Consider the following 16,371-nt stretch of genomic DNA (forward strand, 5'->3'; position numbering starts at 1 on the left):
GACGGCCTGAAACCATTGAATTAATTTACGGATTAATGCCGTTGTCTTTCAAGATACGTTCGATCTGATTCTCGACTTTTTGTCGTTTGACAGCTTGGGCAAGCTGATTACGCACCAGTTCGAAAGGTTTGGCTTTAGGATCGCGTTCTACTGCACTGAGTTTAAACAGGTAAAAACGGTTTCCTATTACAACTGGTTCATGCGTTACATCGCCTCGGTTCAAGTCAGCAAAAGCGGTAGCCAGTTGAGGTGCAAGCTGTTGCGGAGAAATGAAGCCGTCGAATTTTTGTTCGGGGTTGGGATAGCGCTTCATCAGCTCTTCGAATGATAAGCCTTTGAGCAGCAGTTCTTGCGCGGCGCGTACTTCGTCGGCTGAGGCAAAGCTGACTTGTTGCAGCTTAATAATGCGTGTTTGCTGGTCGTAGAAACGGCGCAACTCGGCATCGTCAACTGCGGTTTGACGTTCTAGATAAGCAGCGTATTGGTTGGCATAGAACTCAGCTTCAACGTTTTTGAATTGATTCTGCACTTCCGCATCTTTGTCCAAACCAGCCTTAAAGGCTTCATTTTTCAAGATTTCCAAAGTCTGCAAGCGTGTAACCACATCTTTGCGGATTGCCTGACCATCGGGTTTGGCAGTCTGGTTGGGATGCTGGTCGGCCTGTCTCAATACTTCGGCAACCATGCTGTCGATGCGGGCAGGATCGATATCAGGCGCTTTGGCGGTTGCCAAACCGATCGTTGACAGGGTAAGGATGGCCAAAACGGCAGTTTTGGGCTTGATGTTCATGTGGATTCCTTATTGCCCGCCGCTATCACAGCGGGCACGTTATATTATTTGTTGACTTTGATGCTGGCTTTTTTCAGCAATGATTGAATGGCTGCATTGACACGGGCTCCCTGTAAGTCGCTGCCAATCTCGTTTTTAGCGGCTTCGTAAGAAGGCACGGTAACATTACGGCGGTCATTGACGTAGAAAACGGCATACAGATTGCCGTTTTGCAGCGGCGTTTTAGTGTGCGCGCCTTTTTTCAGGTCTTTGACGGCTGCATAAAGCGGAGGTGCTGATTCTTGTAAATCTTTGAGCGGAACATAAGCTTTAGGGATGCCGCCGGCTTTTTTGGCTGCTTCATCAATTGAATATTGGTTCAATACCGAAGCAAAGCTTTTTTTCGCGTCCAAGTCGGCAATGGCTTTTTGGGCATTGCTGTTGCTGTCGGTTACGATTTCGCCCAGCTGGACTTCTTGGGTGCCTTTATAGAAGTTGCTGAAATCATTGTAAGCGGCTTTAACATCTTTTTCTTGAACAGGAAATTGGCGGATGATGTGTGCCGCGAAAGCTTGGCCTAACAAATCATTTTCAAAAGCCGCCCATTCGGTTTTGAATGTGGGCTTTTTATCCGCTCCTTGCTTGGCGGCATCGGCACGTGCTTGCTCCAGTGCCGCTTTGAATTCAGCGCTTTGATCCAACTTTAATTTTTTGGCTTCTTGGGTAACCATAGTGCTGATAACTTGACGTTCAGTCAGCATTTGACGCAATTCAGGCGTATCTTGAATGTTAGGATTGCTGGCGCGTACGGAAGCCACTTGGTCGTCAATCACGCTGCTGTCGATGGCTTGGCCGTTGACGGTAACCAAAGTTTGGGCAAACAGGGTGCCGGAAGTCAGAGCGAGCATCAAGGCTGAAGCAAAGTAGGTTTTTTTCATCGTATTTCTCTTCTAAATTAAGGATTGGAAATCAAAGTTTGGGCGGTAATCTTAATGGAAGTATTCATCCGGCGTGGTTGCTTTGATGCTGAGTGCATGAATCAGGCCGTCTGAAAACAAGTCTTGTAAAAGCTGCTTAATCATACGTTGCCGTTGGAGGCGGCCGATATTTTCAAATGCGTTGCTGACCACCAATATCGCATAATGCCCGCCGCCTTTATTGCCGGCATGGCCGGCGTGCAGATGGCTCTCATCTTCAAAATCGAAGAACTCAGGCTCAAGTGCCTGCAGGCGTTCTTCAATCATTTGACGCATATTGCTCATTTGAACACGGCTTTAAAGGGTTTGATCAAGACTTCGGTGTATACGCCGGCATCGACGTAAGGGTCTTGTTCGGCCCATTCTTGTGCAGCGTCCAAAGATTCAAATTGAGCCACAATCAGGCTGCCGGAAACGCGTTCCGGATTATCCGGCAGGGGATTGGGGCCGGCAGTCAGCAGACGGCCTTGCGCTTTCAATTCTTCCAAACGTGCCAAATGCGCGGGGCGTGCCGCCATGCGTGCTTCGTGGACATCTTCGGCATCAGTGGCCAAAAGCATGAAATATTCCATTATTGATCCTCCTTAGGCTGGAAACGCATCAGATACATGCCCTGTGCGATAGAAAAAATGATTGTGAAACCCAATGTGCCGAACAATTTGTAATTGACCCATTGGTCTGGAAAATACGTAAAGACAAAGAGATTGGCAGCACCCATAAAAATCAGGAAGCCAATCCATGCATAAGTCAGGCGCGTCCATACAAAATCAGGAAGCTGCATTTCTTTACCCATCACGGCTTTTAGCCCGTTTTTACCGGCAAGATGACTAAACAGCATGACGATCGCGCCGATCCAAAACAGAACGGTCGGTTTCCACATGATGAAGCGGTTGTCTTTCAGTAAAATCGTTGCACCGCCAAAGAAGACAATCAAAATCAGGCTGATCCATTGCATGGTGTCCAGCTTGCGGTGTTTCCAAAAGGTCAACGCAGCTTGGGCTATGCCGACTACAACTGCGACAGCCGTTGCGGCAATCATGTCTTTGGTGATGATGTATGTAATGAAAAATAAGAATACGGCGAATAAGTCGCTCAAAACTTTCATATGTTAATGATGAAACTAATTGAGTAAATGCTAATCATACAGGCAGATGTGTTTTTTTGCACCTTCCCTCATGACTTTAATACCGCATATATTTATATAAAATATTTGTTTTGGGTTAGAGAAATTTGTAAAAAAGAAACACAAGCATGCAAAAGTAATAGATTTACCAAGGAATTTCAGGCTGAATGGCCTGTATTGCTTGGCAGAAATGGGTTAAAAATATATCATGACGTAATATCTAGTAAATATATGGTTAAATGCGCGCACATTGGTCAGTACCATAATTTCCGAACAGGGGATCAGTTTTGAAAAAACATCACAATATTAAATTAATTACAGCTTCTATCGCTTTAATGACATCGCTTGGTGCTTCAGCAGGTTTGGGCGGCTTGAATGTCCAATCTCATCTGGGTGAGCCTTTTACAGGCAGTATTACCGTAACAGGCGAGGAAGCCCAGGCTCTGCTTAACGGCGGCAAGGCCACTATTTCAAATGGCAATTTGCGCGCGGCAGTACGCAAATCAGGCGATAAGGCAGTCGTTACGATTCGTTCTTCCAAAGCCATTAAAGATCCTGTTTTGGTTTTCCAAGTAGGTGTCGGCACGCAATCGCGTGAATACACTGCCATCATCGATCCGGCCGGATACGACGCTAAAGATGTGGCATCCGTCCGCACCCGTCAGGCTGCTGAATCTCAATCCTTCGAGCCGACACGCAATGCCCAACAGCCTGTAACAAAAAACAATAAAGCAGCAGGCAATCAGGTAGCTCAAGTGCGTAAAGATGCGCAACGTAAGGCTGAAAAAAAACAAGTTCAGACGGCCTCTGCTAAAAACGATACGGCCGTACGTTCAGGCAGACAGCATTTGGTGCGTACGGGTGAAACCCTGATTGCCATTGCGTCCAGCATCCGTCCGCAAGGTATGACCTTGGATCAAACCATTCAAGCGTTGGTTAATGCCAATCCGGATGTGTTTATTGATAACAATGCCAACCGTATGTTGGCAGGTAAAGTGCTGAATATCCCAAACCGTAGCGAATTGCAACGCTTGGCTTCTTCTGCGCCTGTTAAAACCAATACAGCTACAGCGACAGAGAAAGACAATGAAACCGTCAATGTAACAGAAGCTAAAACAGAAAAACCTGTTGTTCAGCCTGAGGCTAAAACTGAAGCCCAGGTTAAAGATGCTGGCGTAAATACACAGCAACAGGAAGAAGTGAAACAAGCTTCAGCTGAACAAACAGAACAAGCAGCATCTGCAGCTGTCAATGAAAATGCCGCATCGACTGTTCCTGCGTCAGATATTCAAGAAGCTATGGCTTCTGATGCCCAAGAGGATGTAGTGGCTTCTGAGCCTGTTGCAACCACGGATTCTGTCGCGGAGCAAACAGAAGGCGAATCAGACGGCAATTTATGGAAATGGTTATTGGCAGGCGGAGCAGCCCTTATTGCTGCTTGGTTGTTGTTGAAAGCTGCCGGTAAACGTAAAGACGAGACAGAGGCGGTACCTGTAAGCCGTAAGGATGAAGAGAAGCCTGTACAGAAAAATGTTGCTGCTTCAGCTGCTGCAGTTGCTGCAACTAAAGTAACGCCGTCTGAAAAAACTCAAGATGGTCTGTTTATCGAAGATGATTTCGAAGATGATGTGGTTATCAATGAAGTAGAAGAATCTTCCACTATTAATGATGTCAAACTTGATTTGGGCAAGATTGACAATAGTCAGGCAGGTATTCTTTCAGGTGCAGTAACGCATGATGTTGAGACAGAGCAACGTCGTCATGCTGATTGGGACAATATCGAATCAACAGAAAGCGTGTACGAACCTGAACCAGAAAATCCGTATCAGCCGGTATCTGTTGTTATGCCGGAACGTAAAGAAGAGCAGGCAAATACATTTGCTGAGTTTGATGTGGCGGCAGAGAAAAAAGTCTCTGAGTCAAGAAATGAAGAGCCACTCGAGTTTACGGTAGATACCCCTGAAGATTCAGACAGCCATGTGCTGCCATTTGATGTCAAGCAAGATCAAGACTTGCAAATTCAAGAAACCAAAGAAGAAGCAGAGAAAGAAGAAGCTGCTTCTGAGTTTGTGATTGAAGAAGGTGCATTGGAATGGGGTGCTGAAGATGTTTCAGTAGCCGCCGATAAAAGCAATAGTGAAAGAGGTTTTGTTTCAGAATCAGTCGGTATGACTGCACCGCTTGAAGCTAAATATGATTTGGCTAAGATGTATATCGAAATCGGTGATCCTGAAGCGGCTCGAGAAACATTGCAAGGGCTGATTGAAGAGGCTGAAGGCGATATTCTGCATAAAGCCCAAAAACTGATGAAAGAACTTGGTGTATAAGTGCCAGTCAAATGAAGATGCCGTTTCAGACGGCATCTTTTTTATGGTAAATTAAAAAGCAAGATTTTGGCTGAGTCTATTATTGGTTGGGTAAGATTTCGGTTTTATTTTATATGATGGTTGAAGATAAAGGCCGTCTGAAATACATAATGGAGGAGTGTGTTGATCACGCCTTTTTAATATTTGTTACTTGAGTATAGACAACAATATCAATTTACAAGAAGTATAAGAAATGACTGAACAAGTAAATACAACAGGGCATCTCGTGCAGCGCTGGGCTTTGACCCTTTCTTATGACGGTAGCCGTTTTTATGGTTGGCAAAAACAGGCCGGAGATTTGCCGACTGTTCAGACGGCCTTAGAGCAGGCATTGTCTTCAATAGCGGGGGAACAAATTAATACTATTGTTGCGGGAAGGACGGATACGGGTGTGCATGCAACTGCCCAGGTGGTGCATTTTGATACATCAGTAAGTCGTCCGGAGCAAGCATGGGTGCGGGGTGTCAATGCATATTTGCCTGATGGTGTTGCTGTGTTGGTTGCGCAAAAAGTTGCACCTCATTTCCATGCCCGATTTGATGCTTATGGCCGCCATTATCGTTATTTATTGGAATCCTCACCGGTTCGTTCTCCATTATTGGTTGGCAGGGTAGGGTGGACGCATTTGAAATTGGACTTAAATCTGATGAGGCAGGCTGCTGCCTTATTGGAGGGGGAGCATGACTTTTCCAGTTTTCGAGCAGCTGAATGTCAGGCAAAATCCCCTATAAAGACACTATATAGTGCAAGTATTAGTGGAACTTCTCGCTATCTGTGCCTTGATTTGCATGGGAACGCATTCTTACATCATATGGTACGCAATATTATGGGTGCATTGGTGTATGTGGGTAGTGGCAGAATCAGTGTGAATGAGTTTGAGTCAGTCTTTCATGCAAAAAGTAGATTGAAGGCTCCGCCAACGTTTATGTCAGATGGCCTGTATCTAACAGGTGTTGACTATCCTGATGAGTTTGGAGTGATGCAACTATCGTTGCCTGAGTGGATGAGCGTTCTGGGTAATGGTTTTCAGACGGCCTGACTGCGGATTATTGGTATAAAAGCAACAAAATAGCGTGATTAATGTGTAAATTGATAAAGTGTTGTAAAAATGCAAATATGGTTTTAGGAGGAATTTATCATTGATTTTAAATAATAAATTTCCATTATTTGGGTTGTGCCTACCTTTATTTGGTTTCCGAAGTAGTGGGGGAGGATTGAATAAAGTTTGTTTTTTTAGAGAGGAACAATTATAGTGACAGTCATGGAATCGCTGATTCCAGCGATAAAGTAAGCCTAAGCGGATTGTCCAGTCTGCTTAAGTTATTTCTTCACAATAGAAAAGGAATACAGCAATGAAAAAATCTCTGATTGCTCTGACTTTGGCAGCTCTGCCTGTTGCAGCTATGGCTGATGTGACTCTGTACGGTCAAGTTAAAGCCGGCGTTGAAATTTCTCAAGTAAAAGAAGGTAAGACTACTTCTAAAACTGCTACTGAGATTGCTGACTACGGTTCTCGCATCGGCTTCAAAGGCCACGAACACTTGGGTAGCAACCTGAATGCTATCTGGCAAGTTGAACAAAACACTTCTATCGCCGGTGGTGACTCTGGTTTTGCTAACCGTGAATCTTTCATTGGTTTGGAAGGCGGCTTCGGTAAAATTCGTGCCGGTAATCTGAACACTGCTCTGAAAGATAGCAGCGACAGCTTCGACCCTTGGGAATCTAGTGCCGCTAACGCAGATGCTCTGCAACTGGGTAAAATTAAACGTGTAGATACTCGTAAAGTATCTGCACGTTACGACACTCCTGTATTGGGTGGTTTCAGCGCAAGCGTACAATTCCAACCTCGCGACAATGCTAACCCTGGCGACAAATACGATCACGCTGTGAAAAGCCGTGCGTCTTACGATTTGGGTCTGAACTACGAAAACTCTGGCTTCTTTGGTCGCTATGCTGGTTCTTACGCTAAACATGCTGTCTTGGATGCTGGCTACTTGGATGCATTCAACCACAATACTACTTTGGCTGCTGGTACTTACAAAGATCACCAAGCTCACCGTCTGACTGCTGGTTACGATGCCAACAACCTGATGGTTGCTGTTGTAGGTCAATACGAAGGCTTCAAAGCTGACGTAGCTGGTGCTAAGAAAAACGAACGTACTGAAGTTGGTGCAACTGCTGCTTACCGCTTCGGTAACGTAACTCCTCGTGTTTCTTACGCTCACGGTTTCAAAGCTAAAGAAGAAGGCGTGAAACAAAAGAACAGCGCTTACAACCAAGTTATCGTTGGTGCTGACTACGACTTTTCTAAACGTACTTCTGCCCTGCTGTCTGCTGGCTGGTTGAAAGAAGGCAAAGGCGACTACAAATACGAGAAAACTGCTGGTACTGTTGGCCTGCGTCACAAATTCTAATCTGACTTAAGATTAGTCTGAAAAAGAGCCTGTTTTATACAGGCTCTTTTTGTTTTTGTAAGAAATGTATTTTGTCATTGCAGGGGCAGGTTAAAGTATTTTCGATATTCGTTTTCAGACGGCCTATGGAAATTTAAGTCAGGTTATATTCTATTTAATATATGCTAAATGAAATTTTAGAAATTGTTTTGAGTATTATTATAAATAAGTTAACGATATTGAGATGGTTATTGGATTGATTTGATTTTCCTATATTTCATGTCTACTAATAAAAGATTTATTTTTTATAGTTCTAAAGTATTATTAGCATGTAGAATTTGGTTTTAAGATTTGTAAACTTGATTTTAATCAAATTATTGCCGATAGATGATTCATATAATATAAGTGTTTAGAGTATCGATATATCGGGAATAGTCATGTCCTGTCTTGAAATGAAGTGCTTAAGTAGCATTTGGAAACGAATCCTTGTGCTGTTTACTGTGTTTTCTATGATGATAGTAAGCCTGCCTGCTTACGCAGAGCGCTTGCCTGATTTCTTGGCAAAAATTCAGCCTTCTGAAATTTTTCCTGGTGCTGATCGCTACGGCAAACCTGAAGGTAAGCCTTTGGTTGCTCGTGTATATAAAGGCGAAGAGCAGCTTGGTTTGGTTTATATCACGACTGATGTGGTCAATACGCGTGGTTATTCGAGTAAGCCGATTGATACAATGGTTGCATTGGCCAATGATGGCACTATTGCGGGAGCAAAATTGGTTGAACACCATGAGCCAATTATGCTGATCGGTATCCCGCAATCCCGTGTTGATAAATTCATTGACAAATATATCGGCTTAAATTTTATTAAAAACCCGCCTCAACCGGGTGTTGCGCCAGGGGATATTATTAGTGGTGCGACTGTAACCCTGATGGTCATCAATGACAGTATTCAGCGTTCTGTTAAGGCGGTAATCCATCAATATCATTTGGGTACTGATAAAGCAGTTCAAACCGATGCAGCAGCTGCTTCCGGCGAACAGTCTGCCGAACCTGCCGTTCAAACCCGTCCGCGTCGTGTTGCCAGTCAAGACAAACAAGATATCCTGTCATGGAATGCGCTTTTGGAACAAAAAGCCGTCGGTCATCTGCATATTTCTATCGACGAAATCAATAAACTGTTTGAGAAAAGCGGTAAAGCAGGTGTGGCAGATCATGCGGAGCAGGGCGATGGTAATGATACATTTATTGATCTGTATGTTGCCTTGGTCAGCCAACCTTCCATCGGTAAAAGTCTTTTAGGCGAAGCCGGCTGGAACAACCTGCAAAAACGTTTGAAACCTGGTCAAGAAGCCGTAATGGTGGCCGGCGAGGGTCGCTATTCTTGGAAAGGTTCGGGTTATGTTCGCGGCGGTATCTTTGACCGTATCGAAATGATTCAGGGCGATACCAGCTTCCGTTTTACTGATGCACAGCATGAGCGTGTGGTTGCTTTGGCAGCGGAAGGTGCACCTGCATTCAAAGAGGTATCTTGGTTCACAATCCCTGAGGGTGTGGAATTTGATGGTGCCGAGCCATGGCGTTTGCAATTGATGATTCAACGTGTATTGAGCGTTAACGATAAAGCTTTCGTAACTGCAGATTTGGATTACGAATTGCCAAAAGGCTACTACGTTGACGATCCTAAAGCACCGCCGGTTGAAATCAGCGCGCCGGTTGAGCAAGTTGCGGCTGCAGCTTCAGCTCCTGAAAGTACAGGTATTGCCGAAGATGCAACTGCCGGTGATGATGGTGTTTCCAACCAACTTTGGAAACAGGTTTGGAAAGCCAAACAAGGTCAAATTATTGTTGTCGGTATTGCTTTGACAATTCTCCTGTTGGTATTCCTGTTCCAAGACTGGATTGTACGTTACGAAAAATGGTATGACCGTTTCCGCCTCTGTTTCCTGATCTTTACGCTGTTTTATATCGGCTGGTATGCTCAGGCACAATTATCAGTAGTGAATACTTTGACGTTGTTCTCAGCCATTTTGACTGAGTTCCACTGGGAATTCTTCCTGATGGATCCGCTGGTATTTATTCTGTGGCTCTTTACAGCGGCGACCATGCTGTTGTGGAACCGCGGTACATTCTGTGGATGGCTGTGTCCTTTCGGTGCATTGCAAGAGTTAACCAACCGTATCGCCAAAAAATTGGGTCTGAAACAAATTACAGTACCACACTTGTTGCATACCCGTCTGAGTGCGATTAAATATGTAATTTTTTTCGCCTTGTTGGCAATTTCCCTGTACGATTTGGGTACGGCTGAAAAATTTGCTGAAATTGAGCCTTTCAAAACTGCAATCATTTTGAAATTTATGCGTGAATGGTGGTTTGTTCTGTTCGCTGCCGCTTTGCTGATCGCAGGCTTGTTTATCGAACGTTTCTTCTGCCGTTATCTGTGTCCTTTGGGTGCGGGTATCGCATTGCCGGGTCGCTTCCGTGTGTTTGACTGGCTGCGTCGCTATAAAATGTGTGGCAATCCTTGTCAGATTTGTACACACGAATGTCCGGTTCAGGCAATCGCACCTGAAGGTGACATTCATCCGAACGAATGTATCCAATGTCTGCATTGCCAGGTAATGTATCACCACGATACGCGTTGCCCTCAAGTAGTGGCAACGAATAAGAAAAAACAAAAGCAAGCGGCGGCAAAATCTGAGCAGCACGATGCGGCAGTAGCGCAAAATGCTCAAGAACAAGTTGTTCAGTTTGTTAAAAAAGAATCAGCAATCAGTGTTGACAAGTAGTAATTTATAAATAAAAAAGAGGGCTGTATCGGCAGCCCGACTTAGAAATTTTTTCATCGGCAGGCCGTCTGAAAAAAATCGGCCGCCGGATTTTATCCAAGGAGTGTCGTATGTCAGACGAAAAATTAGAACAAAACGGCTTAAGCCGTCGTTCATTCTTAGGTACTGCCGCTGCTTCCGGTGCAGGTATTGCCGGTGCCGGTTTGTTGGGCTTGGCCGGTTGCTCTAACGGCGAGGGTGATAAAGCTGCTGCTTCCGGTGCTGCACCTGCCGAGAAAGCCGCTGCTCATTCTGCCGAGCCGGGTAAACAGACTTCCGAAGTCGGTCCAGGCGAACTTGACCAATACTACGGTTTCTTGTCAGGCGGTCAATCAGGCGAAATGCGCTTGATCGGCGTACCTTCTATGCGTGAGTTGATGCGTATCCCTGTATTCAATATGGACAGCGCTACCGGTTGGGGTCGTACCAATGAGAGCTTGAAAGTCCTCAACGGAAATATTACCGAAGAAACCCGTAAATTCTTGCAAGACAGCGGTCTGCGCTGCTACCCTAACGGCGACTTGCACCACCCACACTTGTCTTTCACCGACCAAACTTACGATGGTCGTTATGCTTACGCCAACGATAAAGCAAACACCCGTGTTTGCCGTGTCCGCTTGGATGTAATGAAAACCGATAAAATCATTGATATTCCTAATGCTTCAGGTATCCACGGCCTGCGTCCGCAACGTTATCCGAAAACCGGTTACGTTTTTGCCAACGGCGAACACATTGTTCCAGTTGACGGTGTAGGCAAATGGGATGATGCGAAAACTTGGAATGCCGTTTATACCGCAATTGACGGCGAAACCATGGAGATCGCATGGCAAGTTTTGGTAGACGGTAACTTAGACAACGGCGATGCCGACTACCAAGGTAAATACTCTTTCTCTACCTGCTATAACTCTGAGCGCGCTCTGACTGTACAAGGTGCATCTTCCAACGAACAAGACTGGTGTGTGGTATTTAATCTGGCCGCCATCGAAGAAGGCATCAAAAAAGGCGACTTCAAAGAAGTTAACGGCGTGAAAATGCTGGACGGTCGTGCGGAAGCCAACTCTCCATACACTCGTTACATCCCGGTTCCTAACTCTCCTCACGGCTGTAATGCAAGCCCTGACGGCAAATACATCATGCTCAACGGTAAACTGTCTCCAACTGTTACCGTATTGGATGTCAGCAAACTGGATGACTTGTTTGCAGGTAAAATCAAAGAGCGCGATGTTGTCGTAGCCGAGCCTCAACTGGGTCTTGGCCCATTACACACTGCATTTGACGGTCGCGGCAATGCCTATACTACATTGTTTATCGACAGCCAAATGGTGAAATGGAACATCGATGACGCGATTAAAGCCTATAAAGGCGAGAAAATCGATCCGATTAAACAAAAACTCGACGTTCACTATCAACCTGGCCACAACCACACTACCATGGGCGAAACCAAAGAAGCCGACGGTAAATGGTTGGTATCTTTGAACAAGTTCTCTAAAGACCGCTTCTTGAATGCCGGTCCTTTGAAACCTGAGTGTGACCAATTGATCGACATCTCCGGCGATGAAATGCGTCTGGTGCATGACAATCCGACTTTTGCCGAACCACATGACTTGTGCTTGGTTGCTGCGTCTAAAGTGAACCCAAGCAAAACTTGGGACCGCAAAGACCCATGGTTCTGGCAAGAAGCTTTGGAACAAGCTCAAAAAGACGGTGTTGAGCTGGAAAAAGCTGCCAAAGTCGTACGTGAAGGCAACAAAGTACGCGTGTACATGACTGCCGTTGCGCCTGCTTACAGCGTTCCTCAATTTGAAGTGAACCAAGGCGACGAAGTGACCGTATATGTAACCAACGTTGAGACCATTGAAGACTTGACTCACGGCTTTACTTTGGAAGGTTATGGCATTGCTATGGAGATTGGCCCGCAAGCTACATCTTCTGTAACCTTCAAGGCTGTCCGTCCAGGCGTACACTGGTACTACTGCCAATGGTTCTGCCACGCATTGCACATGGAAATGTCTGGCCAAATGATTGTTAAACCAAAATAATTTCGGTTTGATGATTTAATTCTTCAGGCCGTCTGAAAAAACATTCTTTCAGACGGCCTTTATAGCAAAGTTGTTTGTCGGCCGATATGGCCACAAAATGAAAGCCATCATCAGACAGCTTTGCTATAACACCAAAATACCTGTTTCCGCATCGGTTTATCATGCGGCAAGCAGGCCGTCTGAAACAGAGATATGATTATGACGCACACACAAATCCATCGTTCCAAATGGCAACGTGCCGCACTCGTATTGCTGCTTGGCAGCATGGTTCAGACGGCCTTTGCCGCAGTCATCAACGTATCCGTACAAGACAATCTCAATGATGCTTTGGCGCGCGCCCAAGCCGGCGATACGCTCAAGCTTGCCTCCGGTATATACAAAACCAAACTCTATATCGACAAACCCATTACCATCGAAGGCCCTGCCGACCGTTCCGCCAAGATTGTCGGCGACCGGAGCGGGAGGACGGTTGCCGTTCATGCGCCTGATGTAACTTTGCGCAATCTGACCGTTTCCCATTCCGGCATGAGTTTGCCGGCAATGGATGCCGGTATCTATTTAGAAGAGACGGCAACGCGCGCGCTGGTGGAGCATAACAACATTATCGACAATTCTGTCGGCGTGTATATTCACGGTGCGGCAGAATCCATGGTGCGGGAAAATAAAATCATCGGCGATGCAACCCTGCGCGTTAACGAACGCGGCAACGGCGTAACCGTCTGGAATGCGCCTGGTGCGCAAGTGGTTGATAACGATATTTCCAAAGGCCGTGACGGTATTTTTTCAAATACCAGTACTCATAATACCTACAAAGGCAACCGTTTTAGCGACTTGCGCTTTGCCGTCCATTATATGTACACCAATGACAGCGAAGTCAGCAACAATATCTCCGTCGGCAACAATATGGGTTATGTGCTGATGTTTTCCGAACGCCTGAAAGTGTATGGCAACATTGCCGTTGGCAGTCGCGACCAAGGCATTATGCTCAACTACGTCAATTATTCCGAAATTCACGATAATGTGATCAACAAGGCAGGCAAATGCGTGTTTGCCTACAATGCCAACTACGATAAAATCTTTGCCAATCATTTCGAGAACTGCCAAATCGGTATCCACTTCACCGCAGCCATCGAAGGCACAACCCTGTACGAAAATTCATTTATTAACAACGAAAGCCAGGTTAAATATGTCAGCACCCGCTTCCTCGATTGGGGCGAGGGTGGTCGCGGCAACTATTGGAGCGATAACAGCGCCTTTGACCTTGACGGCGACGGCTTCGGCGACAGTGCCTACCGTCCCAACGGGATTATCGACCAAATCATCTGGCGCGCACCCGTCGCCCGGTTATTGATGAACAGCCCTGCCATCAGCATTGTCAAATGGGCGCAATCGCAATTTCCCGCCATCCTGCCCGGCGGCGTAATTGACAGCAAGCCTTTGATGAACCCCGTCCGCAATAAAACGACAACCAAATACGAAGCCATGAAGGACGAATTGCTGCATGAAGCAAAAACGCACCAATCCGAATGGGGTAATGCCGAAAACGGTGCGCTGACAGGCGGAAATGCCAATATGTAACCTTTCAGACGGCCCAATATCAAAGGCCGTCTGAAACATTCACTAGAGGAATATCCATGAGCAGTACCAACCACGTTGAATTGAGAAACGTGACCAAGCAGTTTGGCAGCCAAAAGGCCGTCAACCAAGTCGATCTGGTTCTCAAGGCTGGCGAGAGCGTCGGCATGGCGGGACACAACGGTGCAGGCAAATCTACCATTATGAAGCTGATACTCGGCCTGATTACGCCGACCGAGGGCGAAGTGATGCTTTTGGGAGAACCGACCGGCAGTAAAGCAGGGGCGCAGCGTCGCAGCCAAATCGGTTACCTGCCTGAAACGGTTGCATTGCATCCTTCATTGACCGGTATCGAAACCATGGATTTCTATGCCAAACTTAAAAAACAGCCCCTGAGTAAAAACCGTGAATTGCTCGAGCGTGTCGGCATTTCCCAGGCCGCACGCCGCCGTGTCGGCACTTACTCCAAAGGTATGCGCCAACGCCTCGCTTTGGCACAAGCCTTGTTGGGCGAGCCTAAAGTTTTATTGTTTGACGAGCCGACTACCGGCCTTGATCCGGCTTCGCGTCAAATGTTTTATGAAGTTGTGCGCGAACTCAATGGACGCGGCGCAACTGTATTGCTCAGCACCCACGCACTGGCCGAGCTTGACGGGCACGCCGACCGCATTATCGTCATGAAAAACGGCGTGAAAGTTGCCGACGGCAGCATGGATGAGTTGCATGTTCAAAGCGGCCTGCCGCTGACCGTCAACGTCCGCTTGAAGGAAGCGCGCCCGTTGAGCGAGCGTTGGCATCCGCTTTCAGACGGCCTGTCATACCAAGCGCAATGTAAAGCAGAAGAGCGCATGGCTCTTTTGAGCGAATTGGGTGATTTGGGCAGTCTTGCCTACATCGATATCCACACGCCTACACTTGACGATATGTACGCGCAATTCTTGAAGAGGGAAGACGTATGAACCCCGTTTGGATTATTACCGGCAAAGAAGTCCGAGACAGCCTGCGCAACCGTTGGGTTCTTGCCGCCGCACTTTTGCTTGCCGCATTGGCACTGTCATTAGGCTTTCTCGGCAGCTCGCCGACCGGTTCGGTCAAGGTTGATCCCTTGACGGTAACCGTAGTCAGCCTGTCCAGCCTGTCTATTTTCCTGATTCCGCTGATTGCGATGTTGCTCTCTTATGATGCACTGATCGGCGAAATCGAGCGCGGTACAATGGCGTTGCTGCTAAGTTACCCCATCTCGCGCAACCAAATCCTTGCCGGTAAATTTATCGGCCACCTCATCATTCTTGCCCTTGCCACCACGGCAGGCTACGGGTTGGCAGGTATTACCCTTCAGCTTGCCAACGGCGGTTTTGATATTGCCGCATGGCAACCTTTCGCCCTTTTGATTGCTGCCAGCGTGATTCTTGGCGCAGCCTTTTTGTCCATGGGCTATTTGATCAGCGCAAAAGTTAAAGAACGCGGTACCGCCGCCGGTATCGCCATCGGCGTATGGCTGTTTTTTGTGGTGATTTTCGATATGGCGCTTTTGGGTGTTTTGGTTGCCGATACCGAACAAGTCATTACCGCGCCTGTAGTGGAAACCGTTCTTCTGTTCAACCCCGCAGACATTTATCGCCTGCTGAACTTGACGGGTTACGAAAATACAGCCATGTATGCCGGCATGGCAGGTTTGAGCGAACAAATCAGCCTGAGTATGCCTGTTTTGCTGACGGCTCAGGTATTATGGGTTATCATTCCTTTGATTTTAGCCGCCTGGATTTTCGGAAAGCGACAAATATGAGAAAAATATTATTGACAACCTTCACACTCATCGCATTGGCAGCCTGCAGCAAGCAGGACAACAGCCCTCCGCCTGCGCCCCAACAAATCAGCGATAGTGCAGTGGGTCATTACTGCAGCATGAATTTGACTGAACACAACGGCCCTAAAGCGCAAATCTTCTTGAACGGCAAACCTGAAAAACCAGTCTGGTTTTCCACCATCAAGCAGATGTTCGGCTACACCAAGCTACCTGAAGAGCCGAAAGGCATTCATGTCATCTATGTTACCGATATGGGTAAAGTCAAAGATTGGGAAAAACCCAATGCCGACACTGAATGGATAGATGCGAAAAAGGCCTATTACGTTATCGAAAGCAGCTTTATTGGCGGCATGGGTGCGGAAGATGCGCTTCCTTTTGCCGACAAGGCACAAGCTGAAAAATTCGCCAAAGAAAAAGGCGGCAGAGTTGTCGGTTTTGCAGAAATGCCCGACGAATATATTTTCAAATAAAACAATCAATAAAGGCCGTCTGAAACCATT

At 46.5% G+C, this 16,371-nt stretch carries 14 protein-coding genes; 9 read left to right on the top strand and 5 right to left on the bottom strand.

Annotated elements, in window-relative coordinates:
- Nucleotides 1–25 precede the first annotated feature (25 nt).
- From ACTHUG_RS02790 to ACTHUG_RS02810, 5 genes are read right to left on the bottom strand one after another with little or no spacing between them, the layout of a single operon-like run.
- The gene (locus ACTHUG_RS02790) at nt 26–790 is read right to left on the bottom strand and encodes a peptidyl-prolyl cis-trans isomerase (RefSeq protein ID WP_440386125.1); all 765 of its coding nucleotides are present in this window, start codon (nt 788–790) and stop codon (nt 26–28) included.
- Between the two features lie 44 nt (nt 791–834).
- The gene (locus ACTHUG_RS02795) at nt 835–1,707 is read right to left on the bottom strand and encodes a peptidylprolyl isomerase (protein ID WP_440386126.1); all 873 of its coding nucleotides are present in this window, start codon (nt 1,705–1,707) and stop codon (nt 835–837) included.
- Between the two features lie 51 nt (nt 1,708–1,758).
- The gene (locus tag ACTHUG_RS02800; protein WP_036493183.1) at nt 1,759–2,031 is read right to left on the bottom strand and encodes a BolA family protein; all 273 of its coding nucleotides are present in this window, start codon (nt 2,029–2,031) and stop codon (nt 1,759–1,761) included.
- Nucleotides 2,028–2,318 carry a YciI family protein gene (locus ACTHUG_RS02805; RefSeq protein ID WP_440386127.1) on the bottom strand — a complete coding sequence of 97 codons (291 nt, stop codon included), beginning with the start codon at nt 2,316–2,318 and terminating at the stop codon, nt 2,028–2,030. The genes ACTHUG_RS02800 and ACTHUG_RS02805 overlap by 4 nt, the downstream gene beginning before the upstream one ends.
- On the bottom strand, nt 2,318–2,851 hold the full coding sequence (locus ACTHUG_RS02810; RefSeq protein ID WP_036493186.1) for a septation protein A: 534 nt from the start codon (nt 2,849–2,851) through the stop codon (nt 2,318–2,320). Before ACTHUG_RS02810 ends, ACTHUG_RS02805 begins: the two co-directional genes overlap by 1 nt.
- Nucleotides 2,852–3,204: 353 nt before the next feature.
- On the opposite strand from ACTHUG_RS02810, the gene ACTHUG_RS02815 reads away from it, so the two are divergent.
- From ACTHUG_RS02815 to ACTHUG_RS02855, 9 genes are all read left to right on the top strand, one after another.
- On the top strand, nt 3,205–5,196 hold the full coding sequence (locus ACTHUG_RS02815; RefSeq protein WP_440386161.1) for a FimV/HubP family polar landmark protein: 1,992 nt from the start codon (nt 3,205–3,207) through the stop codon (nt 5,194–5,196).
- Between the two features lie 232 nt (nt 5,197–5,428).
- Nucleotides 5,429–6,274 carry a tRNA pseudouridine(38-40) synthase TruA gene (truA, locus tag ACTHUG_RS02820; protein ID WP_440373262.1) on the top strand — a complete coding sequence of 282 codons (846 nt, stop codon included), beginning with the start codon at nt 5,429–5,431 and terminating at the stop codon, nt 6,272–6,274.
- A 313-nt stretch (nt 6,275–6,587) separates the two neighbouring features.
- Nucleotides 6,588–7,649, top strand: coding sequence for a trimeric porin PorB (gene porB, locus ACTHUG_RS02825; RefSeq protein ID WP_295862466.1), 1,062 nt, complete (start codon nt 6,588–6,590; stop codon nt 7,647–7,649).
- A gap of 488 nt (nt 7,650–8,137) precedes the next feature.
- Complete coding sequence (locus ACTHUG_RS02830) at nt 8,138–10,411, top strand: 4Fe-4S binding protein (RefSeq protein WP_440373261.1); 2,274 nt, start codon at nt 8,138–8,140, stop codon at nt 10,409–10,411.
- Nucleotides 10,412–10,521: 110 nt separating this feature from the next.
- Nucleotides 10,522–12,489 (top strand): TAT-dependent nitrous-oxide reductase, encoded by a 1,968-nt coding sequence (gene nosZ / locus ACTHUG_RS02835; RefSeq protein WP_254345156.1) that lies wholly within the window; start codon nt 10,522–10,524, stop codon nt 12,487–12,489.
- 198 nt (nt 12,490–12,687) lie between these two features.
- Nucleotides 12,688–14,067, top strand: coding sequence for a nitrous oxide reductase family maturation protein NosD (locus ACTHUG_RS02840; RefSeq protein WP_440386129.1), 1,380 nt, complete (start codon nt 12,688–12,690; stop codon nt 14,065–14,067).
- 56 nt (nt 14,068–14,123) lie between these two features.
- A complete protein-coding gene (locus ACTHUG_RS02845) occupies nt 14,124–15,023 on the top strand; it encodes an ABC transporter ATP-binding protein (RefSeq protein WP_003748608.1) in 900 nt (299 codons plus the stop codon).
- A complete protein-coding gene (locus ACTHUG_RS02850) occupies nt 15,020–15,850 on the top strand; it encodes an ABC transporter permease (RefSeq protein WP_036493197.1) in 831 nt (276 codons plus the stop codon). The genes ACTHUG_RS02845 and ACTHUG_RS02850 overlap by 4 nt, the downstream gene beginning before the upstream one ends.
- Nucleotides 15,847–16,341: a nitrous oxide reductase accessory protein NosL gene (locus ACTHUG_RS02855; protein WP_003748604.1), complete on the top strand. Its 495-nt coding sequence runs from the start codon at nt 15,847–15,849 to the stop codon at nt 16,339–16,341. Before ACTHUG_RS02850 ends, ACTHUG_RS02855 begins: the two co-directional genes overlap by 4 nt.
- Nucleotides 16,342–16,371: the final 30 nt, after the last annotated feature.

The organism is Neisseria sp. P0022.S009 (assembly GCF_051956675.1).
Lineage (GTDB): Bacteria > Pseudomonadota > Gammaproteobacteria > Burkholderiales > Neisseriaceae > Neisseria.

Bases quoted from the DNA above. Each gene is read 5' to 3' on its own strand.
- porB (WP_295862466.1), top strand. From the start codon at position 6,588: ATGAAAAAATCTCTGATTGCTCTGACTTTGGCAGCTCTGCCTGTTGCA.
- nosZ (WP_254345156.1), top strand. From the start codon at position 10,522: ATGTCAGACGAAAAATTAGAACAAAACGGCTTAAGCCGTCGTTCATTC.
- ACTHUG_RS02845 (WP_003748608.1), top strand. From the start codon at position 14,124: ATGAGCAGTACCAACCACGTTGAATTGAGAAACGTGACCAAGCAGTTT.
- ACTHUG_RS02850 (WP_036493197.1), top strand. From the start codon at position 15,020: ATGAACCCCGTTTGGATTATTACCGGCAAAGAAGTCCGAGACAGCCTG.
- ACTHUG_RS02795 (WP_440386126.1), bottom strand. From the start codon at position 1,707: ATGAAAAAAACCTACTTTGCTTCAGCCTTGATGCTCGCTCTGACTTCC.
- ACTHUG_RS02855 (WP_003748604.1), top strand. From the start codon at position 15,847: ATGAGAAAAATATTATTGACAACCTTCACACTCATCGCATTGGCAGCC.
- ACTHUG_RS02810 (WP_036493186.1), bottom strand. From the start codon at position 2,851: ATGAAAGTTTTGAGCGACTTATTCGCCGTATTCTTATTTTTCATTACA.
- ACTHUG_RS02815 (WP_440386161.1), top strand. From the start codon at position 3,205: ATGACATCGCTTGGTGCTTCAGCAGGTTTGGGCGGCTTGAATGTCCAA.
- ACTHUG_RS02790 (WP_440386125.1), bottom strand. From the start codon at position 790: ATGAACATCAAGCCCAAAACTGCCGTTTTGGCCATCCTTACCCTGTCA.
- ACTHUG_RS02805 (WP_440386127.1), bottom strand. From the start codon at position 2,318: ATGGAATATTTCATGCTTTTGGCCACTGATGCCGAAGATGTCCACGAA.
- truA (WP_440373262.1), top strand. From the start codon at position 5,429: ATGACTGAACAAGTAAATACAACAGGGCATCTCGTGCAGCGCTGGGCT.
- ACTHUG_RS02840 (WP_440386129.1), top strand. From the start codon at position 12,688: ATGACGCACACACAAATCCATCGTTCCAAATGGCAACGTGCCGCACTC.
- ACTHUG_RS02830 (WP_440373261.1), top strand. From the start codon at position 8,138: ATGATGATAGTAAGCCTGCCTGCTTACGCAGAGCGCTTGCCTGATTTC.
- ACTHUG_RS02800 (WP_036493183.1), bottom strand. From the start codon at position 2,031: ATGAGCAATATGCGTCAAATGATTGAAGAACGCCTGCAGGCACTTGAG.